Source organism: Nonomuraea sp. CA-218870 (genome assembly GCF_050936535.1).
Taxonomy (GTDB): Bacteria; Actinomycetota; Actinomycetes; order Streptosporangiales; family Streptosporangiaceae; genus Nonomuraea; species Nonomuraea corallina.
On the sequence record NZ_JBNJMN010000001.1, the window covers coordinates 18,094 to 43,457 of the forward strand.

23 protein-coding genes are annotated in these 25,364 nt (G+C 71.9%); 16 read left to right on the forward strand and 7 right to left on the reverse strand.

Going from position 1 to position 25,364, the window contains the following annotated elements:
• The first annotated feature begins 70 nt into the window (after nt 1-70).
• From purS to purL, 5 genes are all read left to right on the forward strand, one after another.
• Nucleotides 71-316, forward strand: coding sequence for a phosphoribosylformylglycinamidine synthase subunit PurS (gene purS / locus ACQEUU_RS00090; RefSeq protein ID WP_270154519.1), 246 nt, complete (start codon nt 71-73; stop codon nt 314-316).
• Nucleotides 317-532: 216 nt separating this feature from the next.
• A complete protein-coding gene (locus tag ACQEUU_RS00095; protein ID WP_433058485.1) occupies nt 533-919 on the forward strand; it encodes an ATP-binding protein in 387 nt (128 codons plus the stop codon).
• 60 nt (nt 920-979) lie between these two features.
• Nucleotides 980-1,600 (forward strand): L-threonylcarbamoyladenylate synthase, encoded by a 621-nt coding sequence (locus tag ACQEUU_RS00100; RefSeq protein WP_433058488.1) that lies wholly within the window; start codon nt 980-982, stop codon nt 1,598-1,600.
• A gap of 121 nt (nt 1,601-1,721) precedes the next feature.
• Complete coding sequence (gene purQ, locus ACQEUU_RS00105; RefSeq protein ID WP_433058491.1) at nt 1,722-2,405, forward strand: phosphoribosylformylglycinamidine synthase subunit PurQ; 684 nt, start codon at nt 1,722-1,724, stop codon at nt 2,403-2,405.
• Nucleotides 2,402-4,654, forward strand: a complete 2,253-nt coding sequence (purL, locus tag ACQEUU_RS00110; protein ID WP_433058494.1) for a phosphoribosylformylglycinamidine synthase subunit PurL — start codon at nt 2,402-2,404, stop codon at nt 4,652-4,654. The genes purQ and purL overlap by 4 nt, the downstream gene beginning before the upstream one ends.
• Nucleotides 4,655-4,707: 53 nt before the next feature.
• On the opposite strand, the gene ACQEUU_RS00115 is transcribed toward purL, so the two are convergent.
• The gene (locus tag ACQEUU_RS00115; protein ID WP_433058497.1) at nt 4,708-5,511 is read right to left on the reverse strand and encodes a hypothetical protein; all 804 of its coding nucleotides are present in this window, start codon (nt 5,509-5,511) and stop codon (nt 4,708-4,710) included.
• Nucleotides 5,512-5,712: 201 nt separating this feature from the next.
• Between ACQEUU_RS00115 and ACQEUU_RS00120 the strand changes: the two genes are divergently transcribed.
• From ACQEUU_RS00120 to ACQEUU_RS00130, 3 genes are all read left to right on the forward strand, one after another.
• Complete coding sequence (locus ACQEUU_RS00120; protein ID WP_433058500.1) at nt 5,713-7,731, forward strand: adenylate/guanylate cyclase domain-containing protein; 2,019 nt, start codon at nt 5,713-5,715, stop codon at nt 7,729-7,731.
• A 33-nt stretch (nt 7,732-7,764) separates the two neighbouring features.
• The gene (locus tag ACQEUU_RS00125) at nt 7,765-8,427 is read left to right on the forward strand and encodes a Crp/Fnr family transcriptional regulator (RefSeq protein ID WP_433058503.1); all 663 of its coding nucleotides are present in this window, start codon (nt 7,765-7,767) and stop codon (nt 8,425-8,427) included.
• Between the two features lie 67 nt (nt 8,428-8,494).
• On the forward strand, nt 8,495-9,934 hold the full coding sequence (locus tag ACQEUU_RS00130) for an MFS transporter (protein ID WP_433058506.1): 1,440 nt from the start codon (nt 8,495-8,497) through the stop codon (nt 9,932-9,934).
• Nucleotides 9,935-9,938: 4 nt separating this feature from the next.
• On the opposite strand, the gene ACQEUU_RS00135 is transcribed toward ACQEUU_RS00130, so the two are convergent.
• Nucleotides 9,939-11,810, reverse strand: coding sequence for an ABC transporter ATP-binding protein (locus ACQEUU_RS00135; protein ID WP_433058509.1), 1,872 nt, complete (start codon nt 11,808-11,810; stop codon nt 9,939-9,941).
• Nucleotides 11,811-11,844: 34 nt separating this feature from the next.
• Entirely contained in the window at nt 11,845-13,890 is a 2,046-nt protein-coding gene (locus ACQEUU_RS00140; protein WP_433058512.1) for a PhoX family protein, read from the reverse strand.
• 124 nt (nt 13,891-14,014) lie between these two features.
• Here ACQEUU_RS00140 and ACQEUU_RS00145 point away from each other — a divergent pair, with 124 nt between their 5' ends.
• On the forward strand, nt 14,015-14,461 hold the full coding sequence (locus tag ACQEUU_RS00145) for a sterol carrier family protein (RefSeq protein WP_433058515.1): 447 nt from the start codon (nt 14,015-14,017) through the stop codon (nt 14,459-14,461).
• A 10-nt stretch (nt 14,462-14,471) separates the two neighbouring features.
• Here the strand turns inward: ACQEUU_RS00145 and ACQEUU_RS00150 are convergent, their stop codons facing one another.
• Nucleotides 14,472-15,680 (reverse strand): hypothetical protein, encoded by a 1,209-nt coding sequence (locus tag ACQEUU_RS00150; RefSeq protein ID WP_433058518.1) that lies wholly within the window; start codon nt 15,678-15,680, stop codon nt 14,472-14,474.
• Nucleotides 15,681-16,476: 796 nt separating this feature from the next.
• Here ACQEUU_RS00150 and purF point away from each other — a divergent pair.
• A complete protein-coding gene (gene purF, locus ACQEUU_RS00155; RefSeq protein ID WP_433058520.1) occupies nt 16,477-17,913 on the forward strand; it encodes an amidophosphoribosyltransferase in 1,437 nt (478 codons plus the stop codon).
• Nucleotides 17,910-18,935, forward strand: coding sequence for a phosphoribosylformylglycinamidine cyclo-ligase (gene purM, locus ACQEUU_RS00160; protein ID WP_433058523.1), 1,026 nt, complete (start codon nt 17,910-17,912; stop codon nt 18,933-18,935). The genes purF and purM overlap by 4 nt, the downstream gene beginning before the upstream one ends.
• Here purM and ACQEUU_RS00165 read toward each other — a convergent pair.
• Complete coding sequence (locus tag ACQEUU_RS00165) at nt 18,926-19,534, reverse strand: CGNR zinc finger domain-containing protein (RefSeq protein ID WP_433058526.1); 609 nt, start codon at nt 19,532-19,534, stop codon at nt 18,926-18,928. The genes purM and ACQEUU_RS00165 overlap by 10 nt on opposite strands.
• Nucleotides 19,535-19,619: 85 nt before the next feature.
• Between ACQEUU_RS00165 and ACQEUU_RS00170 the strand changes: the two genes are divergently transcribed.
• Nucleotides 19,620-20,498 carry an alpha/beta fold hydrolase gene (locus ACQEUU_RS00170; RefSeq protein ID WP_433058529.1) on the forward strand — a complete coding sequence of 293 codons (879 nt, stop codon included), beginning with the start codon at nt 19,620-19,622 and terminating at the stop codon, nt 20,496-20,498.
• A gap of 97 nt (nt 20,499-20,595) precedes the next feature.
• On the opposite strand, the gene ACQEUU_RS00175 is transcribed toward ACQEUU_RS00170, so the two are convergent.
• Nucleotides 20,596-20,817, reverse strand: coding sequence for a DUF3073 domain-containing protein (locus ACQEUU_RS00175; RefSeq protein WP_270154503.1), 222 nt, complete (start codon nt 20,815-20,817; stop codon nt 20,596-20,598).
• A 153-nt stretch (nt 20,818-20,970) separates the two neighbouring features.
• Nucleotides 20,971-22,050, reverse strand: a complete 1,080-nt coding sequence (locus ACQEUU_RS00180) for a Glu/Leu/Phe/Val family dehydrogenase (protein ID WP_433058532.1) — start codon at nt 22,048-22,050, stop codon at nt 20,971-20,973.
• Nucleotides 22,051-22,156: 106 nt separating this feature from the next.
• Here ACQEUU_RS00180 and ACQEUU_RS00185 point away from each other — a divergent pair, with 106 nt between their 5' ends.
• From ACQEUU_RS00185 to ACQEUU_RS00200, 4 genes are all read left to right on the forward strand, one after another.
• Nucleotides 22,157-23,020, forward strand: coding sequence for a hypothetical protein (locus ACQEUU_RS00185; RefSeq protein ID WP_433058535.1), 864 nt, complete (start codon nt 22,157-22,159; stop codon nt 23,018-23,020).
• Between the two features lie 322 nt (nt 23,021-23,342).
• Nucleotides 23,343-23,546 carry a developmental transcriptional regulator BldC gene (gene bldC, locus ACQEUU_RS00190; RefSeq protein ID WP_013133571.1) on the forward strand — a complete coding sequence of 68 codons (204 nt, stop codon included), beginning with the start codon at nt 23,343-23,345 and terminating at the stop codon, nt 23,544-23,546.
• A gap of 382 nt (nt 23,547-23,928) precedes the next feature.
• The gene (locus ACQEUU_RS00195; protein WP_433058538.1) at nt 23,929-24,978 is read left to right on the forward strand and encodes a LacI family DNA-binding transcriptional regulator; all 1,050 of its coding nucleotides are present in this window, start codon (nt 23,929-23,931) and stop codon (nt 24,976-24,978) included.
• A 120-nt stretch (nt 24,979-25,098) separates the two neighbouring features.
• Nucleotides 25,099-25,347, forward strand: a complete 249-nt coding sequence (locus tag ACQEUU_RS00200; RefSeq protein WP_148035189.1) for a hypothetical protein — start codon at nt 25,099-25,101, stop codon at nt 25,345-25,347.
• Nucleotides 25,348-25,364: the final 17 nt, after the last annotated feature.

Genomic DNA, 25,364 nt, shown 5'->3' on the forward strand with positions numbered 1-25,364 from the left:
CGCGTCACGGGGGCGAACACGCGCCGGTAGGCTGTGGTTTGCCAACCCCGCCTTACCCAGGAGGAACGCAGTGGCGCGCGTGATCGTTGACGTGATGCTGAAGCCCGAGATCCTCGACCCCCAGGGCCAGGCCGTCGCCCGCGCGCTGCCCCGGCTGGGCTTCTCCGGCGTGTCGGCCGTACGCCAGGGCAAGCGCTTCGAGCTGGAGCTCGACGGCCCGGCCGACGAGGCGGCCATTGCGGACGTCCGAAAGATGGCCGAGACGCTCTTGGCCAACACCGTGATCGAGGACTTCACGGTCAGAGTGGAACAGTAGGACAGCACATTTCACATGTGCTCTGACGTGGATAAAGCCGGATTCCGGCGTACCACAATGCCACGGGCATGCCAACAGTAAATAACAACCGCGTGATTTTGCGGTTAGCCCCGATTTCACGGGGAAACCTACTCCAGGTGACATTCCGGAGCCCGGAGGAGTCCGGTGGACATTGAGTTCTCGTTGGCACTGCCACGGGATGCTATCGGCATCCCGATGGTGAGGCGAGTGCTTGGCGATGCGATGCGTTCGCTGAACGTCAGCGAGTCGTGCATCGCCGACATGCTGCTCGCTGTCTCCGAGGCCTGCTCCAACGCGGTCCGGCACGGAGGCCCCGCCAACCGTTACGAGGTGTCCGCGTCGATCGGCTACGGCCGCTGCGACGTCCGCGTGGCCGACAACGGCGGCGGCCTGCCGTCCATGCCCCTGCGCTTCCCGCCCCCCGACACCGAGAACGGCCGCGGGCTGCTGATCATGCGCTCGGTGGTCGACGAGATCTCGTTCGGGATCACACCCGGCCGCGGCACCACCGTCCACCTGCGCAAGCAGCTCGCCTGGGAGGACGAGGCCGACACCCGCTCCCGCCAGCTCGCCGCGGTCTGACCCCCGTCCGCCCGGCGCCCCGCGTCAGGTCATGCCCCGCCCGCTCCTAGGATCCAGGGTGTGGCGAAGTACTTGGACGTGCATCCGGACAATCCCCAGCCCCGCCTGATCGGCCAGGTCGTCGACCTGTTGCACGCGGACGGGCTCATCGCCTACCCGACGGACTCGGGCTACGCCCTGGGGTGCCGGCTGGGCAACAAGAACGGCATCGACCGGATCAGGGAGATCCGCCGCCTGGGCGACGACCACCACTTCACTCTGGTGTGCCGGGACTTCGCCCAGTTCGGCCAGTTCGTGCTGGTGAACAAGACGGTCTTCCGCCTGATCAAAGCGGCCACCCCCGGCGGCTACACGTTCATCCTGCCCGCGACCAAGGAGGTGCCGCGGCGGCTGCTGCACCCCCGCAAGAAGACGGTCGGCGTCCGGATCCCCGATCACGTGGTCACCCAGGCGCTGCTGGCCGAGCTCGGCGAGCCCCTGCTGTCGAGCACGCTGCTGCTGCCCGACGAGTCCGAGCCGATGACGCAGGGCTGGGAGATCAAGGAGACGCTGGACCACGCGGTGGACGCCGTCATCGACTCCGGCGAGTGCGGCGCCACCCCGACCACCGTCGTGGACTTCTCGCAGGGCGAACCCGAGATCCTCCGTCACGGCACCGGGCCCACGTCCCTCTTCGAATAGCGGCCGGGCCTCCTCGTGCCGGAGGTTGATGAGGAGCATGGGGGCGCACCCGATAACCTGAGATGACCGCCGCCCGCCATGGTGATGGCGGCTGCGCAACTCCTCGAAGGGGACGACAGTCATGAGCGCTGCCCGCGTGGGCGTAGTGACGTTTCCAGGCACACTCGACGACCAGGACGCCGCCAGGGCCGTTCGCCTCGTGGGCGGGGAGGCGGTGCCGCTGTGGCACGCCGACCGCGACCTGAAGGGGGTCGACGCGGTGTTCCTGCCGGGCGGCTTCTCCTACGGCGACTACCTCCGGTGCGGGGCCATCTCCCGGTTCGCGCCGCTGATGGAGGAGATCGTGCCCGCCGCGCGGGCGGGGCTGCCGGTGCTGGGCACCTGCAACGGGTTCCAGATCCTGTGCGAGGCCCACCTGCTGCCGGGCGCGCTGACCCGCAACGCCTCGCTCCACTACGTCTGCCGTGACCAGCGGGTGCGGATCGAGACGGCCGACACCGCGTGGACGAACGCGTACGAGGCCGGCCAGGAGATCACGCTGCCCGTCAAGCACGGTGAGGGCCGCTACGTCGCGGACGCCGAGACGCTGGCCGAGCTGGAGGCGGAGGGCCGGGTGGTGGTCCGCTACGTGGGCGGCAACCCCAACGGCTCGCTCAACGACATCGCCGGGGTCCGCAACGAGGCGGGCAACGTCGTCGGCCTGATGCCGCATCCCGAGCACGCCGTCGAGGAGCTGGTCGGCGCGCCGGGCACCGACGGCCTCGGCTTCTTCACCTCCGTTCTCAAGAAGCTGGTGGACGCATGAGCACCGACTCCGTCAAGCGCGCGGAGGCCACCCCCGACGAGCCGATGCCCTTCGCCGAGCTGGGCATGAAGCAGGACGAGTACGACCGGGTCCGCGAGATCCTGGGCCGCCGCCCGACCGGCTCCGAGCTGGCCATCTACAGCGTCATGTGGTCCGAGCACTGCTCGTACAAGTCGTCCAAGGTGCACCTCAAGCAGTTCGCCACCAAGGCCCCCCATTCCGACGCCCTGCTGGTGGGCATGGGCGAGAACGCGGGCGTGGTCGACATCGGCGACGGCTGGGCCGCCACGTTCAAGATCGAGTCGCACAACCACCCGTCCTACGTCGAGCCCCACCAGGGGGCGGCGACCGGCGTCGGCGGGATCGTCCGCGACATCATGTCGATGGGCGCCCGGCCGATCGCGGTGATGGACTCGCTGCGGTTCGGCGGCGCCGACCAGGCCGACACCCGGCGGGTGCTGCCGGGCGTGGTGGAGGGCATCAGCCACTACGGCAACTGCCTGGGCCTGCCCAACATCGGCGGCGAGGTCGTCTTCGACCCGTGCTACATCGGCAACCCGCTGGTCAACGCGCTCTGCGTGGGCCTGCTGCGCAAGGACCAGATCAAGCTGGCGACCGCGCCTGGCCCCGGCAACAAGGTGGTGCTGTTCGGCGCCTCGACCGGCCCCGACGGCATCGGCGGCGCGAGCGTGCTGGCCAGCGCCACGTTCGAGGACGAGTCCCAGGCCAAGCGGCCCGCCGTCCAGGTCGGCGACCCGTTCATGGAGAAGCTGCTCATCGAGTGCTGCCTGGAGCTGTACGCGGCCGACGTCGTCGTCGGCATCCAGGACCTCGGCGCGGCGGGCGTGTCGTGCGCCACCACCGAGCTGGCCGCCAAGGGCACCGGCGGCATGGACGTCGACCTCAACCTGGTCCCGCTCCGCGATCCCTCCCTGCGCCCGGAGGAGATCCTGATGAGCGAGTCGCAGGAGCGGATGATGGCCGTGGTGCGGCCGGACGACGTCCCGGCGTTCATGGCGATCTGCGAGAAGTGGGACGTCCCCGCCACGGTGATCGGCGAGGTGACCGACACCGGCCGCCTCGTGATGACCTGGCACGGCGAGGTCATCGTCGACATCCCGCCGGGCACCGCGGCCGACGAGGGCCCGGTCTACGAGCGCCCCTACCGTGAGCCGGCGGGGCAGGCGGAGCTCAACGCCGACACCCCCGACCGCCTGGAGCGCCCGTCCGACCTGCGCGCGACGCTGCTGCGGCTGCTCGGCTCGCCCAACCTGGCGTCGAAGGAGTGGGTGACCGGCCAGTACGACCGTTACGTACGCTCCAACACCGTCCTCGCGCAGCCCGCCGACGCGGGCATGCTGCGGGTCGCGGAGGACATCGAGGGGGCCGAGCCGACCACCCGCGGCATCGCGCTGGCGACCGACGGCAACGGCCGCTACGCCAAGCTCGACCCGTACGCGGGCGCGCAGCTCGCGCTGGCCGAGGCGTACCGCAACGTGGCCGTCACCGGCGCCAGGCCGCTGGCCGTGACCAACTGCCTCAACTTCGGCTCGCCGGAGGACCCCGAGGTGATGTGGCAGTTCGCCGAGGCGGTGCGCGGCCTGGCCGACGCCTGCCGGACCCTGGGCGTGCCGGTGACCGGCGGCAACGTGTCCTTCTACAACCAGACCGGCTCGACCGCCATCCACCCGACTCCGGTGGTCGGCGTGCTCGGTGTGATCAACGACGTGGCCAAGCGGGTGCCGACCGGCTTCACCGCCGAAGGGCTGCGGGTGGCGGTGCTGGGCGAGACCCGTGAGGAGTTCGGCGGCTCGGAGTGGGCGCACGTCGAGCACGGCCATCTGGGCGGCCTGCCGCCCGAGGCGGACCTGGAGGCCGAGCAGGCGCTGGGCCGGGTGCTGGTCGAGGCGGCCGCGCGGGGCCTGCTGGAGGGCTCCCACGACCTGTCCGACGGCGGCCTGGCGATCGCGCTGGCGGAGTCGTGCATGGCGCGCGGCGTCGGCGTCTCGGTGACGCTCACCGGCGACCCGTTCACCGAGCTGTTCAGCGAGTCGGCGGCCAGGGCGCTCGTCGCGGTCCGGCCCGAGGCGTTCGACGAGCTGGCCAGGCTCTGCGCCGAGCACGAGGTGCCGTGCTACGGGCTGGGCGCGACCGGCGGGACGTCGCTGGTGGTCGAGGACGTGCTGGAGGTGCCGGTCGAGGAGCTGCGCGAGCGGCACGCGGCCACGCTTCCCGCCCTGTTCGGCTGACGCCACGCACGCGAAAGGGCCGGCACGTCCCGCGTACCGGCCCTTTCGTGGTGTCAGGAGGCCTTGAGGCAGACCACGTAGACGGTGCCGTTCGTCCTGCCCTGGCCCTGGACCTGGACGCTCCAGGAGCCGTTGCCGGCGGGGGCGCTGCTGGTCACCTGGCCGCCGTTGCTGACGGAGAAGCCGCCGCCGGTCGCGAGGTCGCCCGGGTTGCAGGAGGCGGTGCCGCCGTTGCGCTCGAACGACACGGACTTCGTGTAGGACGTGTAGGTCGTGCCCTTGCCGTCCTTGCCGTCCTTGCCGGGGTCGCCCTTGTCGCCCTTCGGCCCCGGGACGCCCTGCTTGCCCTGAGGCCCTGCCGGACCGGTGTCGCCCTTCGGCCCCGGGAGACCCTTGTCGCCCTTCGGCCCCTGGGGACCGGTGTCGCCCTTGGGACCGGCGGGGCCGGTGTCACCCTTGTCGCCCTTGGCGCCCGTCTCCCCCTTCGGGCCGGTCGGCCCCGTGTCGCCCTTCGGGCCCTGGAGGCCCTGCTTGCCCTGGGGGCCGCGCAGGCCGCGCGGGCCCTGGGCGCCGGGGTCACCCTTGGGACCCTGCGCTCCGGTGTCGCCCTTGGGGCCGGCGGTGACCGCGGTCTGGGTCACCGACTCGCCGCCGCCTATCTTCATGCGGATCTCGGTCGTCCGGCACTTGCTCGTCGGGTTGACGATGCGGACGTACCGCGTCTTCTTGTGCACGCAGGCCGTGACCTCGCCGGCCGCGACGGCGGCGGTGCCGGCGGACGAGGCGGCGGCGGCGCCGCCCACCGTCAGGATCGAGGCGGCCAGCGCGCCCACCGCGGCCACGCGCAGAATCTTCATCGTTGGTCCCTCTCGGATACAGGTGGTGTGACTCACGTTTCTCACGCTTCAGAAGAGGCCAAGGATGACAGGGTTCACATAACGTGTCTATTACGGAACAGAACGTGACAGGAAAGCCTGACGTTACTTGACTCGTCAAGAATGTCGATGCCGGTAAAAGGACGCATTCATCGGCCCGTTCCCGCGTGGATAATCGTGGGCGTGCCGACGTCCCCGCCGTACCTTCCCCCCGCCACCCAGCCGGTGCGCGGTGTCGTCTGGGTGATCCACCTGTCGTTACCCCTGCTCGGGTTCTGGCTGCTCATCGCGCAGCCGCACCTGAACATCGAATGGCAGCACAATCCCAGCCACTTCTGGATGATCGTCCTCGTCGCCGGGCTGAACGTCGGGCTCGGCACCCTCATCAGCGAGGCCTCGCGCAGGCGGCAGGACGCCCGACTGTTCCTGGTCTCCATGGTGTTCATCAGCAGCGCGGGCTTCTTCTTCCTGCACGGGCTGGCCACCCCGCGGGTGATCCTGCCGACCGGGTCGCTCGGGTTCGACCTGGGGCAGGTGGTCGGGCTGACGATCGCGTCCGGGTTCGCCTTCGTCTCGGCGCTGCCGCTGGGCGAGGGGGCGGCCCGGCGCGTGTTCCGGGCCCAGCATCTGATCCGGGGCGTGCTGTTCGGGTTCATGGCGCTGTGGGGGCTCGCCTCGCTGGTCCCCGACATCACCCCCCTCAGCCGGCCGCCGATGACGGACCCGGCCGCCTGGGTGGTGTGGCTGTCGGTGCCCGGACTCGGGCTCTACGCGGCGGCCGGGGTGATGATGTTCCTGCTCCACCGGCGGCGTCCGTCGCCGATGCTCATCAGCCTGATCACCGCGTACGCGCTGCTCGCCGAGGCCATGATCGCCGGGATGCCGCAGCTCAACTGGCACCTGACGTGGTGGGAGTGGCACGTCCTGCTGACGTTCGCGTTCGTGTTCGTCGCCTACAGCGCCTACCTGCAGTTCAGGCGCGAGGGGTCGAGCGCCGGCCTGTTCGACTCGGTGGCGCTGGCGGCGACCGTCCGGCGCATCCAGCGTGACTACGACCGCGCGCTGGAGGAGCTGGTCGAGCACGTGCGGCGGGGCGAGCCGCTGGCCGCCTCGCGGCTGTCGGGCAAGTTCCGGCTGAGCGAGGGGCAGGCGGCGGTGCTCGACCGGGCCGGCCGCGCGCTGGCCGACGAGCGCGAGCTGTCCGAACGGCTGACGGCGCTGGTGGACGTCAGCACCCAGACCCGCGTCGGCCTGCCCGAGCAGGAGCTGCTCTCCACCGCGCTGGAGCGGGTCAGGCAGGCGTACGGGGACGTGCGGATCGGGCTGGTGGCCGACGGGGTCGTGGAGATCGGCTCTCGCTCGTACGAGTTCGCCGGCGACGACCCCGTCCGGCGGGACGGCCGCCTGGCGTTCCCCCTGACCGTCAAGAGCCGGCTGGCCGGTGTGCTGGAGGTGCCGGTCGGGCGCACCGGGCAGGACGAGGCGCTGGCCGCCACCCTGGCCGGGCAGCTGTCCATCTCGCTGGAGAACGCCCGGCTCTACAGCGAGCTGCACACGCTCTTCCGGCAGTACATGTCGCCCGACGTGGCCAACGCGCTGCTCGCCGACCCGTCCCAGGCGGAGCTGGGCGGGCAGGTCAAGGAGCTGACCGCGCTCTTCGCCGACCTCAAGGGGTTCACCTCGTTCTCCGAGCGGGTCTCGCCGGGCGAGATCGTGGAGATGCTCAACCGCTACCACACGGTCGCGGTGCCGTGCGTCCTGGCCAACGGCGGCACGATCGTGCAGTTCGTCGGCGACGCGATGCTGGCCCTGTTCAACGCCCCGGCCACGCAGGCCGACCACGCCAGGGCCGCCTGCCGGGCGGCGCTGGAGATGCAGCGGGCCGCCGCCGAGGTGGCGGAGGAGATGGCCTGGAAGCGGGCCGACCAGGAGCCGTGGCCGACGTTCCGGGTCGGGGTCAACACCGGGCCCGCGCTGGTGGGCAACATCGGCAGCCCGGAGCTGCGCGGCTTCAACGCGATGGGCGACTGCGTGAACGTGGCCGCCCGGCTGGAGTCGATGGCCGAGCCGGGCACGGTGGTGATCGGCGCGGCCACCCTCCGCGGCCTCGGCGACGACGCCACCGTGCGGCCGCTGGGCGAGCTGAGCCTCAAGGGCAAGCAGGAGCTCGTCGAGGCGTACGTTCTCACTGCCATGCGATAGCTACGGCGCTGCCGTGCGGACATAATCGGGCGCATGAAAGCAGAGTCCGGCGAGTTCCTCTCCATGCTCACCGACGAAGAGATCGAGGCCCTGCGCGCGGCCGGCCGGCCGCGCAAGTGGGAGCGCGGGACCATGGTCATGTCGGAGGGCGACACCTCCGACTGGGTGCTCGTGCTGACCGAGGGCAGGGTCAAGGTGTCCTCCCACACCAGCAGCGGCACCGAGGTGGTGCTGGCGGTGCGGGGGCCGGGCGGGCTGCTGGGCGACATGGGGGCCATCGACGGCTCGCCCCGCTCGGCCACGGTGACCGCGCTGGAGCCGATCTCCGGCATCGTCGTCCGCGACTTCACCGGCTTCCTTCAGGAGCACGGGCGGGTCGCGGTGCTGCTCATGCGGATGGTCACCGGCCGGCTGCGCGACTCCGACCGCAAGCGCATCGAGTACGGCGCGTTCGACACCACCGGCCGGGTGGCGACCCGCCTGATCGAGCTGGCCGAGCGCTACGGCGAGCAGACCAGCAGCGGGGTGCGGGTGGCGCTGCCGCTGTCGCAGGACGAGCTGGCCGGGTGGACCGGCGCGTCCAGGGAGGCGGTCAGCAAGGCGCTGCGCACGCTGCGCGACCGGGGGCTGATCGAGACGGGGCGGCGCCGGGTGGTCATCCACGACCTGGAAGGGCTGCGCAAGCGCGCCCGCTGAATCAAATTCTAGAACAACCCTCCACCCATCCGACCGCGACCGTACAACGTACGTCATAGTGGAGGGCATGGTCGCCGTCACCACCGATCGGTCCCGGTTACGTCACGCGTGGCGCGTGTGCTCGGTCACCAGTCTCGGGCTGATCCTCATCGGCGTGGCGGGCAGCACGCTCAACGTGGCTCTGCCCACCGTCGTACGGCACTTCCACGCCACCCCGTTCCAGTCGGGGTGGATCCTGCTGGCCTTCCTCCTGACCAACACCGCGAGCCTGATCCTCTTCGGCCGGGTCGCCGACCTGCTCGGCAGGCGGGAGGTCTACCTGACCGGGTTCGCCCTGTTCACCCTGGCCTCGCTGCTGGCCGGGTTCTCGCCCGACGTGTGGTTCCTGATCGCCATGCGGGTGCTGCAGGCCGTGGGCGCGGCGATGATCCTGGCCAACGGCACCGTCATCATCACCGAGGCGTTCCCGCCCGAACGGCTCAGCCAGGGCATGGGCGTCTACATGGGCACCCTGTCGGTGGCCCAGCTCGCCGGGCCCACGCTGGGCGGGCTGATCGCGTCCACCGCGGGCTGGCAGTGGATCTTCTGGGTGAACGTGCCCGCCGGGCTGGTCGCCCTCGTCTGGGGAGCGGTCACGCTGCGCAGGATGCCGCGCGGGCCCAGGCGGCCGGTGGACGCGCTCGGCAACGCGCTGGTGTTCGCGGCGCTGTCGGCGGTGCTGCTCGCCCTGTCGGAGGCCGGGTCGGGCGGCCTGTCCAGCCCCGTGGCGCTGACCGGGGCCGCCGTGTTCGCGGTGCTGGTGCCGCTGATCGTGGTGGTGGAGCGGCGGGCCTCCCACCCGGTGCTCGACGGGCGCCTGTTCGGCGGCCGGATGCTCGCTTGCGCGAACCTGGCCTCCTTCTGCAACGCGATCGCCAGGGCCTCGCTGATCCTCGTGGTGGCGCTCTACTTCCAGGCGGCCCGGGGCGTGGACCCGTTCGAGGCCGGGCTGAGCGTCCTGCCGGTGCCGGTGGGCATGGCGCTGGCCTCGCCGATCGTGGGCGCGCTCGGCCGCAAGGTGTCACCGTACGCGCTGGCCGTCGGCGGGGCGCTGATGAGCTCCACCGGACTCGGCGTCCTCCTGCTGACGACCGGCCCCGGCACCCCGTACTGGATGATCGGGCTCGGCCTGTTCGTGGCCGGGTGCGGCAGCGGCACCTTCCTGACCGGCAACACCACCCAGGTGATGGGCGCGCTGCCGAGCGGGAGCCTGGGCGTGGTGAACGGGTTCCGGCTCATGGTGATGAACGTCGGGGTCGTGCTCAGCGTCGGCCTGTCGCTGAGCGTGCTGGGCAGCGCGGTCGGCCCGCAGGTGCGGGCCCAGGTGTACGCGGGCACCCTGTCCCGGCTCTCGCCGGTGGCGCTGGACCAGCTCATGGCCGGCTTCCAGCGGACGTACGCGGTGCTGTTCGCGGTGGCGCTGGCCGGCGCCGCCCTCGCCGCCCTGGCCCGCTCCCCCCGCCGTTAGCGTCTCAGGCGGCGACGGCCGGCTCGGCGAACTGCGTGCGGTACAGCTCCTCGTAGCGCCCGCCGGCCGATAGCAGCTCGGCGTGGGTGCCGCGCTCGACCACCCGGCCGTCCTCGACGACCAGGATGACGTCGGCGGCGCGGATCGTGGACAGCCGGTGCGCGATCACCACCGCGGTCCGCCCGTCGAGCGCCTCGGCCAGCGCCTCCTGCACGGCGGCCTCGTTGGTCGAGTCGAGCGCGGCCGTCGCCTCGTCCAGGATGACCACGCGCGACCTGGCGAGCAGCAGCCGGGCGATCGTCAGCCGCTGGCGCTCGCCGCCCGACAGCCGGTAGCCGCGCTCGCCCACCACCGTGTCCAGCCCGTCGGGCAGCGACTCGACCAGGGCGCCGAGCCGGGCGCGGCGCAGCGCGTCCCACAGCTCCTCCTCGGCCGCGTCCGGCCGGACGAACAGCAGGTTGTTCCTGATCGTGTCGTGGAACAGGTGACCGTCCTGCGTCACCATGCCGAGCGTCTCCCGGATGGAGTCGGCGGCCAGGTCGCGCACGTCGACGCCGCCGATCCGCACCGCGCCCGCGTCCACGTCGTACAGCCTCGGGATGAGCTGGGCGATCGTCGACTTGCCCGCCCCCGACGAGCCGACCAGGGCCACCATCCGGCCGGGCGCCGCGGTGAAGGAGACGCCGTGCAGCACCTCGACGCCGCCCCGGGTGTCGAGCGCGGCCACCTCCTCCAGCGAGGCGAGCGACACCTTGTCCGCCGCCGGGTACGCGAACCGCACGTCGTCGAACTCGACCGACACCGGCCCGTCCGGCACCGCCCGCGCGCCCGGCTTGTCCTTGATGAGCGGCTCCAGGTCCAGCACCTCGAAGACCCGCTCGAAGCTGACCAGCGCGCTCATCACGTCCACCCGGGCGCTGGCCAGGGCGGTCAGCGGCGAGTAGAGCCGGGTGATCAGCAGCGCAAGGGCCACCACCGAGCCCGCGTCCAGCCGCCCGGCCAGCGCGTAGAAGCCGCCGAGCCCGTAGACCAGCGCCAGGGCCAGCGAGGAGACCACCGTCAGCGCGGTCACGAACGCCGACTGGGTCATGGCCGTGCGCACCCCGATGTCGCGCACCCGCCGGACCCGCGCCGCGAACTCGGCCGACTCGCTGGCGGGCCGGCCGAACAGCTTCACCAGCGTCGCCCCCGGCGCGGAGAACCGCTCGGTCATCTGGGTCCCCATGGCCGCGTTGTGGTCGGCGGCCTCCCGCCGCAGCCGGGCGATCCTGGTCCCCATCCGGCGGGCCGGCAGCACGAACACCGGGAGCAGCAGCAGCGCCAGCAGCGTGATCTGCCAGGACAGGGAGATCATCACGGTGACCGCCAGCACCAGCGTCACCACGTTGCCCACCACGCCGGAGAGCGTGTCGGTGAACGCCCGCTGCGCCCCGATCACGTCGTTGTTCAGCCTGCTCACCAGCGCGCCCGTACGGGTCCGGGTGAAGAAGGCGACGGGCATGCGCTGCACGTGGTCGAAGACCGCCGTGCGCAGGTCCACGATCAGCCCCTCGCCGAGGCCCGCCGAGAGCCAGCGGGCCACCAGCCCCAGCCCCGCCTCGGCCAGCGCCAGGCCGGCGATCAGCCCCGCCAGGCCGGTCACCACGCCGATCGGCTCCCCCGAGCCGATCGCGTCGAGCACCCGGCCGGCCAGCACCGGCGGGGCCACCGCCAGCGCGGCCATCACCACGCTCAGGACCAGGAACAGGGCGAGTTTCCGGCGGTGCGGCCGGGCGAACCCCCAGACGCGGCGGAGCGTCGCCTGCGAGATCCGGCGACGCTCCTGTTCGTTGTTCATCGAGTACAGCTGATGCCAGGCGGTCACTTCCATGCTCATGGCATGGAGGCTAAAACCTCGACTTATATTGAGGTCAAAAGCCGATCTTCTTGCCGCGCTCGTGCCAGACCACCGCCACCGACGGCCGCGGCTGGCTGCCCTCGCCGTCGGGCCAGCGGCTGGCGGGCAGGTCCGGCGTCGCGCCGTCCGCCTCGCCCGGGTGCTGCACCGCGACCCACACGCTGCGCCGGTCCGCGCTGATCAGCGGACCGCAGGTCTCGGCGGCGACCGGCACGCTGAGGAACTGGCGTACGTAACCGCGCTCCCTGCCCCTGACCGGCATCACGAACAGCCCGTCGTTGGCCCCGAGCGCGTTGCCGTCGGTCGAGATCCACAGGTTGCCGTCGGGGTCGAAGGCCAGGTTGTCCGGGCAGGAGATCGGGGACACCCTGCTCTTGTCGAATCCGGCGAAGTAGGTCGAGGCGTCGTTCGGGTCGCCGCACACCAGCGGGACCGACCAGGAGAACGTCCTGGCCGCCGCGTCGTCGCGCCGCTCGACCAGCTCCAGCACGTGGCCGTGCTTGTTGGCGGCTCGCGGGTTCGCCTCGTCGGCCTGGGCCGGCGTGCGGTTGGAGTTGTTGGTCAGCGCGACGTAGACGGCCCCGGTGACCGGGTTGCGCTCCACGTCCTCGGGACGGTCCATCTTGGTGGCCGCCACCTTGTCGGCGGCGCTGCGGGTGTAGACCAGCACCTCGGCGGCGGTCATACCGTCGACGAACGACGTGTCGCCGCTGACCAGCGGGATCCACTCTCCGACGCCGTCGAAGGCGCCGTCGGACGGCAACCTGCCGGAACCGTCGAGCTCCTCCTCCGGGCTGTCGCCGGTGAACCTCGCCACGTACAGCGTGCCCTCGTCCAGCAGGCCGCGGTTGTGCCGGTCGTTGCCGCGGACGTAGCGGCCCCTGGAGACGAACTTGTAGACGTACTCGAAGCGCGAGTCGTCGCCCATGTAGACGACCAGGCGGCCGTCACGGGCCAGCGTCGTGGTCGCGGCCTCGTGCGCGAAACGGCCGAGCGCGGTCCGCTTGACCGGCGTGGAATCGGGGTCGAACGGGTCGATCTCCACGATCCACCCGAACCGGTTGACCTCGTTCGGGTGCTTCTCCAGGTCGAACCGCTCATCGACGCGGTCGAACCGGCGGCCCGCCACACCCGACGGGATCGCGTACCGGGCGAGGTACGGCTGCTGCGCCTCGGGGGCCCTGGCGCCGTTGACGAAGTACTGGTTGAAGTTCTCCTCGGCGGTCAGCACCGTGCCCCACGGCGTGGTGCCGCCCGCGCAGTTGTTCAGCATGCCGATCGGCTCGACGCCCTCGGGGTCGGCGGCCGTCCTGAGCAGGTCGCTCCCGGCGGCGGGGCCGGTGAACCGCATCGGCGTCCGCACCGTGATCCGCCGGTTGTAGCGGCGGCGGCCCCGGGTGACGAGCCTCCACTCGCCCGTGCCGCGGACCCGCTCCACCTCGACCACCGAGCCTCCGTGGGCCGCCATCGCGATCTCGATCTGCTCCTCGGTGGCGGCGGCGCCGCCGGCGTAGCCGCGGAACATCAGGTTCTCGTCGGTGTACTCGTGGTTCACCCAGAGCAGGCCCCGGTCCCGGCCCATCGGGAAGAACGTCACAAAGTCGCAGTTGTAGCCGAACTGCATGGCCTGGGCCGCGGCCGTCTGGTTGTCGAAGTCGAACTCCGGCGCGCCCGGCAGCACCGGGTCGCCCCAGCGCACCACCGCCGACGACCGGTAACCGGCGGGCACCCGCAGCGCGTCGTCCTGGTTGGGCGCCACCGGCTCGAACCGGAGCCCGCCGCCGCCCTCGTGGGCGGAGCCCGGCCCGGCCGCCGCGGGGGCCGAGCCCATCGCCACGCCGGCGCCGGCCACCAGCGCGCCCAGCGCCCCGGCGCGCAGCGCGCCCCGGCGGGACAGCGCCCGCTCCGCCACGTCTCCGAAGTACGGGTTGGCGCTGGTGTTGGCCACGTCGTGCGCGCACTGGTTGCCGCACCGGAACTGGCAGGTCATCGCGGATCGGCCACCCTTGTGCGGGGTGGAAAGCAGCGGCAGCAGCCGGCGCGGCGACAGGTTCGCCACAGGTCCTCCAAGGTAGTGCGCGGTTCTCCCGCCGGGACGTTACGGTCGCCGCCCCAACCCGAGGTGAACGAATGCCACCGCCTCGATGAACGCTTTACGCACCTGCCCGGAGCACAATGGACCTGTGCCACCACGCAAACTCGACCCGGAGAAACTGAGAGCCGCCCTGGACGACCAGCTCGTCGCGCTCGACCAGCCGCCCTACGACGGGCCCGCCGGCGCCCTCGCCGACGCGCTGGTCGCCGCCGTGCAGTCCGCCTACGACCGCGGCCTCCGGCCCGAACGCGCCGGGGCCCGCCTGGCCGTGCGCCACCTGCTCGACCGGCTCGCCACCACCGCGCCCGGCCGCACCGTCGAGGTCCGCGTCCCGCCGTACGCCGCCGTCCAGGCCGTCGACGGCCCCCGCCACACCCGCGGCACCCCGCCCAACGTCGTCGAGACCGACCCGCGCACCTGGATCGACCTGGCCACCGGCCGCCTCACCTGGGCGGAAGCCGTGGCCGCCGGCGCCGTCTCGGCCAGCGGCGCCCGCGCCGACCTGTCGGCCCACCTGCCGCTGCGGGCGGGCTGACCAGGCCCTGCTATCTGGCGGGCCCCCGCATCCACGGGATCCGCTCCTCGAAGCACCGGTCCGCCAGCTCGCCGGGCAACTGGCCGCAGTCCTGGACCACGGTCCAGAACCAGATGGCCGCCGCGCCGAACAGCAGGAACGCCAGCACACTGAAGGCGATCCCGGTGATGGCCCGGCCCTTGCCGACCCGCCGCACCAGCGCCACGATCCCGAACACGATGGACAGGATCGCCGTGAGCAGCCCGGTGAAGCACACGAACACCAGGAACGGGCTCGCCACCCCCAGCACCAGCGACGCGGTCGCCAGCCCGCTGCCGGGCCGCGCCGCCTGCCATCCGCCGGGATACCCGCCATAGGGCGCGCCTCCGCCGGGCGGCCCGCCGTACGGGCTAGACGGCGACGTCCCCGGCACCGGCCCCTGATCCCCGTACGGCAGCGCACCGCCCTCCGGCCGCTCACCTTCCGGCCGACCGCTCTCAGGCCGGCCACCCTCGGGCCGGCCGCTCTCGGGGCCGCCGTGTGGCGAGGCGGCGCTCTCAGGGCCGCCATAGGGCGACGTCCCGGACTCCGGCCTGCCGTAGGACGGCGTCCCACTGCCCGTCCCGCCGTACGGCGACGGTCCCCCGAACGCGCTGGGCCCGCTCACCCCCTGCCCGCCGGACGGCCCGAACCCGGACGGCGTCCCCCCTTCCCCAGGCCACCCCCCGTACGGCTCCTCCCTGCCGCCTTCCTCACGGTGCTCGCCGGACGGGCCTGAGTCCCGGGCGGCGGCGCTCTCCGGAGGCATCCAGTCTTCGCCGTACGTGGAAGTGTCCTCGCCGGGCTGGACCCGGTGGGTGCCGTAGGGCTGGGTGCCCTCCTCCGGCTGGGCGCGGTGTTCACCGTAGGTCTGGGCCTCACCTGCCGGGCGCACGCGGAAGGAACGGGTCTCCTCTGAGGCCCCGGGCTCCTCGTGGGGAGACGGGCCGGCGGCGCTCGGCTCCTCGTAGCGGGATGGCGGGCGGGTCCCGCCGGGGGCGGCCTGTCCCTCGGGGGTGCCCTCCCAGCCGGGGTACGCCGGGGTGCCGCCGGGGGTGGGATAAGCGCGGCCCTCCTCGCCCTGGGCCGGGGGCTTGAACACGGCGGTCTGATCGGCGTCGCCCTCACCGGCCACCTGGGCGGGCGGCGGCGTCTCGGGCGACTCCGGCAGGTCAGGATGGTGCGGCTCGGCGGGCCCCACCCCAGGCGCGGGCCCCGGTGACGGCTCGGGCCCGGGAACGGGCTCCGGACCGGGAACCGGCTCGGGCCCGGGTGCCGGTTCGGGACTCGTGGGCTCCGGACGCGGCGTTGGTTCCGGACGCGGAGTGGGTTCGGGACTCGGCGTGGGTTCGGGACTCGGCGTGGGTTCGGGACTCGGCGTGGGTTCGGGACTCGGCGTGGGTTCGGGACTCGGCGTGGGTTCCGGGCGTGGGGAAGGCTCCGGCTCCACGGGGCCAGGGCCCGGGACCGGCGGGCGGTCGGGGTCGGGCACGACGGGAGGCTTCGGCGTGAGAGGTTCCTCACCTTCGCCGGGCTCCTCCGTCCGGCCTCCCTCGTCCCCCGCGCTTCCGCTGAACCGACCCGCCCTGCCACGATCGCCCGCACCCCCTGAAGACTCCCCAGGACGCCCGGTGCCCGCGCCTTCGGAGGAGTTCCCCGAGGGCCCGGCCGTGGCGCCGGGGCGGGTGGGGGCGTCCTCGTGCGGCCCTTCGGCGGGGTCGTCCGGGGTGCCCTCCGCCCACCAGGGCCGGTCCTCCGGGGGCTCGGGCTGGTGGTTGGGGTCGCCAGGTGTGGTCACGTCTGCTCTCCCGACGGGTCTGCATGCCGGATACTTCACCTTTTCGCGGGAGAGGGACTTGAAACCTGACGACACGGGTAAGTCGCCGGTCATCCTTCAGCCAAGGACGCCCCCGGTAGGAGGCCGGGTGGGACGGGTCCGGCGGAGGATCCGTACCCGGGTGCGCGAGCACGAAGTGGCCCGACCTAGACTGAAGCACGTGCTGAAGGGCGACGGCCGGCTCGGCCATGACCTGGACCCCCACGACCGCGCGCCGCAAGACGCCTGCGGCGTGTTCGGCGTTTGGGCGCCAGGCGAGGAAGTGTCCAAACTCACCTACTACGGGCTGTACGCGTTGCAGCACCGCGGCCAGGAGTCCGCGGGCATCGCGGTCAGCGAGGGCAGCCGCATCCTCGTCTACAAGGACATGGGCCTGGTGGCCCAGGTCTTCGACGAGTCGGTGCTCGGCACCCTCCGCGGCCACCTGGCCATCGGCCACTGCCGCTACTCCACGACCGGTTCCAGCGTGTGGGAGAACGCGCAGCCCACGCTCAGCTCGACCGACGTGGGCGGGCTCGCGCTGGCCCACAACGGCAATCTGATCAACACTCCGGCGCTGGCCGAGCGGCTGGCTCCGGGCACGACCCGGGCGACCACCGACACCGACGTGCTCACCACGCTCCTCGCCCAGGACCGCACCCGTTCCATCGAGGACGCCGCCGCCGAGCTGCTGCCGCAGGTCAAGGGCGCCTATTCGCTGGTGTTCATGGACGAGCGGACGCTGTACGCGGCGCGTGACCCGCAGGGCATCCGCCCGCTCGTGCTGGGCAGGCTGGAGCGCGGCTGGGTGGTTGCGTCGGAGACGGCGGCGCTCGACATCGTGGGCGCCACGTTCGTCCGCGAGATCGAGCCGGGCGAGCTGCTGACGATCGACGAGCGCGGCGTCCGGTCGCGCCGGTTCGCGCTGGCGGAGCCGAAGGGCTGCCTGTTCGAGTACGTCTACCTCGCCCGCCCCGACACGTCGATCGCCGGGCGCGGCGTCCAGGTCACCCGGGTCGAGGTGGGCCGGGTGCTGGCCCGCGAGCATCCGGTCGAGGCCGACCTGGTGATCCCCACGCCCGAGTCCGGCACCCCCGCCGCCGTGGGCTACGCGCAAGAGAGCGGCATCCCGTACGGCCAGGGTCTGGTGAAGAACTCCTACGTCGGCCGCACGTTCATCCAGCCGTCGCAGACGATCCGCCAGCTCGGCATCCGGCTCAAGCTCAACCCGCTGCGCGAGGTGGTCGAGGGCAAGCGGCTGGTCGTGGTGGACGACTCGATCGTGCGCGGCAACACCCAGCGGGCCATCGTCAAGATGCTGCGGGAGGCCGGGGCGAGAGAGGTGCACGTACGCATCTCGTCGCCGCCGGTCGCCTGGCCGTGCTTCTACGGCATCGACTTCGCCACCCGCGCCGAGCTGATCGCGGGCTCGCTGTCGGTGGAGGAGATCCGGGCCTCGCTGGGCGCCGACTCGCTCGGCTACATCTCGCTCGAAGGGCTCACCAAGGCCACCACGATCCCCGCCGAGCGGCTGTGCAGGGCCTGCTTCGACGGCTCGTACCCGATTCCGATCGACGAGGACAACGTCGGCAAGTTCGTGCTGGAGAGCAAGGCGTGACCACCTACGAGGCCGCGGGCGTCGACATCGAGGCGGGCGAGCGCGCGGTCGCCCTGATGAAGGAGAAGGTGGCGCGCTCGCGCCGGCCGGAGGTGGTCGACGACGCCAGCGGCTTCGCGGGCCTGTTCGACGCGTCGGCGCTGCTGCGTTTCCGGCGGCCGCTGCTGGCCACGTCCACCGACGGGGTCGGCACCAAGGTCATGATCGCGCAGCGCTACGGCAAGCACGACACGATCGGCGTCGACCTGGTCGGCATGGTCCTGGACGACCTGGTGGTGTGCGGGGCCGAGCCGCTGTTCATGACCGACTACATCGCCTGCGGCAAGGTGGTGCCCGAGCGCGTCGCGGAGATCGTCGGCGGGGTGGCCGAGGGCTGCCGGCTGGCGGGGGCCGCCCTGGTGGGCGGCGAGACGGCCGAGCATCCCGGCGCGATGGGCGCCGACGAGTACGATCTGGCGGGCGCGGGCACGGGCGTGGTCGAGGCCGACGCGATGCTGGGCCCCGGCCGGGTCCGCGAGGGCGACGCGGTGCTGGGGCTGGCGTCGTCGGGCGTCCACGCCAACGGTTACTCGCTGGTGCGCCACGTGCTGAAGCAGGCCGACCTCTCGCTCGACGCGGTGCTGCCGGAGCTGGGCCGCCCGCTGGGCGAGGAGCTGCTGGAGCCGACCCGGATCTACTCGCGCGACTGCCTGGAGCTGGCCCGTACGGTCGAGGTCCACGCCTACGCGCACATCACGGGCGGCGGCCTGGAGGGCAACCTGTCGCGCTCGCTGCCCGGTCACCTGGACGCGGTGCTCGACCGTTCGTCCTGGACGCCTCCGCCGATCTTCGAGGTGCTGGCCGGTCATGGCGGCATCGCGCAGGCCGACCTCGACCGCACGTTCAACCTGGGGGTGGGCATGGCGGCGATCGTCCCCGCCGAGGTCGCCGACGAGGCGGTACGCCTGCTGGAGGAGCGCGGGCTGCCCGCGTGGGTGCTGGGCGAGGTCGTCGCCGGCGAGGGCCGGGCCCGCTACAGCTGACCGTCTTCCCGGTCGTCCCCGGCCGTCCGCCGGGGCCGGCCGACCCTGGCCCGCCTGTAGTGGCGGGCGACGCGGACGCGGTTGCCGCACAGTTCCGGCGAGCACCAGCGGCGGCGCGGGTGCGCGGGCAGGAAGAACATGCGGCAGCCGGGCGCCTCGCATGACTTGATCTTCGCCGCTTCGGAGCCGCCGAGCAGGGTGATGGCCGACTCGGCCAGCTCGGCGAGCAGCCGGTCCAGCGGGGGCGCGGCGCGGCGGGAGATGACGCCGGACGGGCCGAGCGAGAGGGAGGACGGGGCGCGCAGGGCGGCCTCGTTCAGCGCGGCGACCGCGTCCGCGGGGAGCGGCGCGCCGTCGGCGACGGCGGTGACGGCCGACTCCACGTGCTCCCTGAGCGACCGGACCGCCGCGACCCAGCCGTCGGAGACCGCCTCACCGCCGGGAGGGCCGCCCGGGATCGCGGGCAGGCGCGCGGACTGCAGGGCGAGCCAGGCGCTGAGCCCTTCGGCCGTCTCCAGGAAGTCCACGTCCCCGTCGGGCGTGTGCGCCCGCGTGTTGATCAGATCGAGGGCCAGCGGCTCCCCCGTCAGCGCGTCCACGAAATCTAACGGTACATCACCCCATTGACCCATTAGTAACCCGGTGTTAGAACTAATGCGTCTTCGAGCGAGAAAGGCATTAGCGATGGACCTTCCCTCAGTTCGGCACGGCTTCGCCGACGTCGGCGACGTGCGGGTGTTCTACCGGGAGACGGGCCCGGCGGACGGCGTGCCGGTGCTGCTGCTGCACGGCTTCCCCTCGGCGTCCCACCAGTACAGGCGGCTGATGGACGCCCTCGGCGGCGGCCACCGGCTGATCGCGCCCGACTATCCCGGCTCCGGCCACACCGAGGTCCCTGACGGGTTCACGTACACCTTCGACCGGCTCGCCGACGTGGTCGAGGGGTTCGTGACGGCGCTGGGGCTGCGGCGGTTTGTGCTGTACGCGTTCGACTTCGGCGGCCCCGTCGGGTTCCGGCTGGCCACCCGCCATCCCGAGTGGATCGCCGGGCTGATCGTGCAGAACGCGAACGCGTACGAGGAAGGCCTGTCCGAGCAGGCCAGGGCCACCATCCAGGCGCCGGCCGAGGAGCTGGGGCCGCTGTTGACGCTGCCGGTCACCCGCGGCCAGTACGAGGGCGGCACGGCCGACCCGGCCCTCGTGGCGCCCGACGGCTGGACGCTCGACCAGCACTTCCTCGACCTGCCGGGCCGCAAGGACGCGCAGCTCGCGCTTCTCCTCGACTACCGGTCCAACGTCGTGTGCTACCCCGAGTGGCAGGCGTGGCTGCGCGAGCACCGGCCGCCGGCGCTGATCGTGTGGGGCCGCCACGACCCGTTCTTCCCGGAGCCGGGCGCGCACGCCTACCTGCGCGACCTGCCCGACGCGGAGGTGCACGTGCTCGACACCGGCCACTTCGCGCTGGAGGAGAAACTGCCGGAGATCGCCCCGCTGATCGCGGGCTTCCTCGACCGGCTCGCCCCGGCGCGCGTCGCCGTCGCCGCGGGAACGCCGGAAGCGTGACGAAGCCCCACGGTCACCCGTGGGGCTTGCCCGCTGCTGCGGAGGACCCGGCGGACGCCGGGGACCTCCCCGTGGTCAACGAGGAGTGTGGGAACGCCTAGCGGCGGCCGGACGATCGGCCGTCGTCGTCGTCTCCGTAGTCGTCGGCGTAATCGGCATAGCGATCCGCCAGCTCGTCGTTGAGGTCGTCGGCGTCGTCGTTGCTGGAGTCCTTGACCCCGAGTTCGTCGCGAAGTCGCTCAAGGTCCGTGCCACCGCTGTTGTACTTCAGCTGGCGAGCAACCTTGACCTGCTTGGCCTTTGCTCGGCCGCGCCCCATTGGCTCGACCCCCTCGTGTGGGGTCGTATCCCGACCCCTCGTCGCTAACGCACCACACGCTGACGCCACCCTGACTTCGGGCGTCAGCCTATCGTTCGCCTATTACCGTACCTGTTTTGTGCCCAGCTCGGTACGTCGTATGGGCGCGGGGCGTCAGCGCCCTAGCCATATGCCCCTAATCCGCCCGACTTCCGACATTCTGCGCTCAGCTAGCCTATCCGCTGCGACCGCCGGAGGTACGCCTTCCTCCGACGCCATCGCGAAGATCTTCAGCGTCGTGTCGTAGATCCGCGCGGCCTTGGCGCGGGCCCGTTCCATGTCGAAGCCCTCGAGCTCGTCGGACACCTGGATCACCCCGCCGGAGTTGACCACGTAGTCGGGCGCGTAGAGGATGCCGCGCTCGTCGAGCTGCTTCTCCACGCCGGCGTGGGCGAGCTGGTTGTTGGCCGCGCCGCAGACGACCCTGGCGCGCAGCCGGGACACCGTCTCGTCGTCCAGCGCCCCGCCCAGCGCGCATGGCGCGAACACGTCGATGTCGGCCCCGGTCAGCTCGCGCGCGTCGGCGACCACCTCCACCTCGGGGTGGAGCCGCCTGACCCGCTCGATCGCCCGTTCGCTGACGTCGCAGATCACCACGTCGGCGCCGTCCTCGCGGAGCAGCTCGACCAGGCGGTGGCCGACCTTGCCGACGCCCTCGACGCCGACTCGCCTGCCGCGCAGCGTCGGGGCGCCGAAGACCCGCTCGGCGGAGGCGCGCATGCCCTGGAAGACGCCGTACGCGGTCAGGATGGAGGAGTCGCCGGCGCCGCCGTGGGCGAGCGTGCGGCCGGTGACGAAGCGCGTCTCGCGGGCGATGAGGTCCATGTCCTCGCTGTAGGTGCCCACGTCGCAGGCGGTGATGTAACGTCCGCCGAGCGACTCGACGAAGCGTCCGTACGCGCGCAGCAGCGGCTCGCTCTTGTCGCGGGCGGGGTCGCCGATGATGACGGCCTTGCCGCCGCCGAGGTCGAGCCCGGCCAGCGCGTTCTTGTAGGCCATGCCCTTGGCCAGGTTGAGCACGTCGGCCAGGGCGGCCTGCTCGCTCTCGTACGGATAGAATCTGGTACCCCCGAGACCGGGGCCGAGCGCGGTGTTGTGGATGGCGATGATGGCACGCAGCCCGCTCTGCTCGTCGGCGCAGAAGACGACCTGCTCGTGGACGTCCTTGTGGGACGGTCCGAAGACGTCGGTCACGGTAGTGACTCCCTGTCCGGTCCGCCGCCCCTTCGCGGCGGAGATCGCTCCAAGCGTAATAGGCACGACGATGCACGGCGGGTTGGCTTCATGACACGATGCCTCCGTGCTGCCCTATGCCGCCTACCTCCGCGTCTATGAGCCGCTGACCGCGTTCGCCGAGTCTGAGCGCAAGGTCTGGGCCGACTACGCCGACTCCAGCGACCGCCCGCGCCGGGCCAACGCGCTCCAAGCCGAGCACGGGGAATCGGTCAGGCGCCTGCTCGGCATGCCTCCTCACCCCGTACCCGCGCAGGAGAGCCCCAACGCCTACCTGCGGCGGGTGGAGGACCGTCTGTACGTCTGCCCCTGGCAGACCCGGTTGCGTTCCTGGCTGGCCTTCTCACGGCTGCGGGGCAGCATCCCGGTGAAGCTGATGGACCGGTTCGTCCCGAACACCATCGCCGAGCAGACCGCCGACGACTTCGACCGCTACAAGCGGGCCGCCGGGTCCGACGCGCTGCGCACCCACATCCGCACCACGGCCTGGCACGTGCCGCCCTCCTGGTTCGTGCCGTTCGACGGCAACGAGCGCTGGCTGGTGCTCGGCGCCTCCGCCCCGGGGCAGGACGTGACGACCGCGACCGGCCGCAACCTCATCTACGTCACGTCCATGGCCCAGGCCAGGAGGCGCGCCGCGCGGGCGCTGCAGGTGCTGCGGCGCAACCTCGGCGACGCCGTGCCGAACATCGACGTGGAGGACGTGGCGCGGTGGCTGGAGGAGTTCCACCCGCACTCGCTGGTCGAGCTCGACTACGGCGGCCTGGTCCATCTGATGGACGACGAGGCGCTGCAGGCCGACCAGTCGGTGGCGGAGCTCTCGGCGGCTCTGACGGGGCTGGACACGGGTCAAGAAGAGCTTGCCTATGCCATGTACCAGAGGGTCATCCTGCGCTGGAAGTCAATGCAACTCCTAGAATCGTCCAACTGAGCCCCAATGCGGCCGTCTGACCTGCAAGAGACGGTCATGAGTCGCGGCTGCTCACTTCTGCGAACTGAGTAGTTTGCCGTTTTCACTGCGATACCACGAAACGTGTCGCTAGAATCACCGAGCGTGACATCGCCGCAGGAGCGGGCAGTTGGGTCAAAGAAGGGCTCGCCAATCGCTCTCCGTGGCGGTATGGTCACATCGGGTGATGCCGCATATGGCCCAGAAATGCCGCACGCTCTGGGTCATAGAGGGACATCCGTGACACGCGCAAAGGCAGTCGCAGGATCGCGAAGCCGGTCCACACGGAGGAGAGGCCGCACAAATGTCAGCTCGTACACCCGAGGCCGAGCCGCTGCTCACGCCCGCCGAGGTCGCCACCATGTTCCGGGTCGACCCCAAGACCGTCACCCGGTGGGCCAAGGCGGGCAAGTTGACGTCGATCCGCACCCTCGGCGGTCACCGGCGCTACCGGGAGACCGAGGTCCGCGCCCTGCTGGCGGGGATTCCGCAGCAGCGTTCGGAATGAGACAGGAGTCGTCACCGGCTAGGGGGGTTCTCACGGTGGGCCAGGCCGGCGCGGCCCGGTCCACCCGGAGTGACGACTCGGACGTCGTACAAGGGAGTTGGCGCCGCCCGCCCGGCGCCATCCTTCCCCCGTTCCATCCCATGGGTTCTTCCGTGGTCCATCCCGCGCCCCGCTGAGCGGCGCGACACAGGCGCGCGACCCGGGCGTCGCGCGGCCCGGAAGCGGTCATCGCAGCCGTCGAGCCTCTGAGTGCTCCGGCCCTTTCCTCCGGTGACCTGCGGATGTCCGGCGATTCCCCGGCTTCCGTCCCCGAGGCCGTACCCTGCGGCGAACTCGATCGTTTGGTGGTACAGGTGCCCCAACTTCGCAACGCGGGGGAGACATGCCAGGACCGCCAGTCAAGACATCGACCATCACCGAGCTGAGAGAGGTAGACGCGCTGCCTCGACCAAGGCCCACCATCCGCAACGTCGCCGAGAGAGCCGGCGTCTCGAAATCGCTGGTCTCACTCGTGCTGCGCGGATCCCCGCACGTGAGCGAGCACCGGCGCCAGGCCGTGCTGCAGGCGGCCCGCGAGCTCGGCTACCGGCCCAACGCCGTCGCGCGCAGCCTGGTGGAAGGCCGCACGCACCTCGTCGGCGCACTCGTCGCCGACCTGCACAATCCCTTCTACGCCGAGTTCCTCGACGGTCTGCAGGAGAGCCTGCACGGCGACGGGCTGCGCATGCTGATCGGCAACAGCCAGTGGGACCCGGCGTTCGAGGACGAGGCCGTGGAGGCCTTCCTCGAACTGCGGGTCGACGGGCTGGTGCTGTTAGGCATCGCCCCCACCAGCGAGACCCTGATCGAGGCCACCTCGTACACCCCCACGGTGGTCGTCGGGGAACGTGACATCGAGCTCGACGGCGTCGACATCGTCGTCGACGACGACCAGCACGGCGCCCGGCTGGCGATCGACCACCTCGTCACCGCCGGGCACAAGCGCATCGCGCACATCGAAGGGCCGCGGCCCTCACGCTGCGAGGGCTATCTCGTGGCCATGCGCAGGCACTCGCTCGCCCCGTACATCATGGTCGAGGCGGCGGACTCGTCGGAGGACGGCGGCAGGACGGCGGCACTCGCCCTGCTGACCCGCGAGCCCAGGCCCACCGCGATCTTCGCGGCCAACGACGTGCTCGCGCTCGGCGTGCTGACCGCCGCCGAGGAGCTCGGGCTGCGGGTGCCGGAGGACCTGTCCGTGGTCGGGTACGACAACACCCACCTGGCGGCGTCGGAGCACATCTCCCTGACCTCGGTCGACCAGCCCCGCCGCGCCATGGGGCGGACCGCGGCGACGCTGCTGAGCGACCGCATCTCCGAGCCGGGCAAAGCGGCCCGGCTGCGCGAGGTCACCCCGGAGCTGATCGTGCGGCGCAGCACCGGCCCCGCCTAAGAGGAGGCCAAGGGTGGGTCAACACGCTCCGTGACGGCCGCGCCCGGCGGTTTACTCACAGGGTCATGCTCATTGTGGCCGGACTCGCCGTCCGGCCACGATCTGATCCGGGGGACAGCCATGCGTGATCCGGAACTGGTGTCGTGCGCCCAGCGTGCCGCGGCCGAGCTTGAGCGGGCCTGGGCGCAGTGGCGCGCGGGGCGCGGCCGGGGCACCGACGTCGGCGTGGAGTCCGTCGCCAGCTACGTCGCCCACTCGCTCGACCACCCTTGGGGCCGCCCCCGCGTCGTCCTCGGCCTGGACGCCGAGGACGCGCGGGAGCTGGCCGCGCTGCTCCAGCGCCAGGAGGTCGGCGAGCACGTGTGGTGAGCGGGGTTCGCGGCATA

Coding starts and splice junctions, on each gene's coding strand:
- ACQEUU_RS00095 (WP_433058485.1), top strand. CDS start 533: ATGGTGAGGCGAGTGCTTGGCGATGCGATGCGTTCGCTGAACGTCAGC.
- purQ (WP_433058491.1), top strand. CDS start 1,722: ATGAGCGCTGCCCGCGTGGGCGTAGTGACGTTTCCAGGCACACTCGAC.
- purL (WP_433058494.1), top strand. CDS start 2,402: ATGAGCACCGACTCCGTCAAGCGCGCGGAGGCCACCCCCGACGAGCCG.
- ACQEUU_RS00115 (WP_433058497.1), bottom strand. CDS start 5,511: ATGAAGATTCTGCGCGTGGCCGCGGTGGGCGCGCTGGCCGCCTCGATC.
- ACQEUU_RS00125 (WP_433058503.1), top strand. CDS start 7,765: ATGAAAGCAGAGTCCGGCGAGTTCCTCTCCATGCTCACCGACGAAGAG.
- ACQEUU_RS00130 (WP_433058506.1), top strand. CDS start 8,495: ATGGTCGCCGTCACCACCGATCGGTCCCGGTTACGTCACGCGTGGCGC.
- ACQEUU_RS00135 (WP_433058509.1), bottom strand. CDS start 11,810: ATGAGCATGGAAGTGACCGCCTGGCATCAGCTGTACTCGATGAACAAC.
- ACQEUU_RS00170 (WP_433058529.1), top strand. CDS start 19,620: ATGGACCTTCCCTCAGTTCGGCACGGCTTCGCCGACGTCGGCGACGTG.
- ACQEUU_RS00175 (WP_270154503.1), bottom strand. CDS start 20,817: ATGGGGCGCGGCCGAGCAAAGGCCAAGCAGGTCAAGGTTGCTCGCCAG.
- bldC (WP_013133571.1), top strand. CDS start 23,343: ATGTCAGCTCGTACACCCGAGGCCGAGCCGCTGCTCACGCCCGCCGAG.
- ACQEUU_RS00195 (WP_433058538.1), top strand. CDS start 23,929: ATGCCAGGACCGCCAGTCAAGACATCGACCATCACCGAGCTGAGAGAG.
- ACQEUU_RS00200 (WP_148035189.1), top strand. CDS start 25,099: ATGCGTGATCCGGAACTGGTGTCGTGCGCCCAGCGTGCCGCGGCCGAG.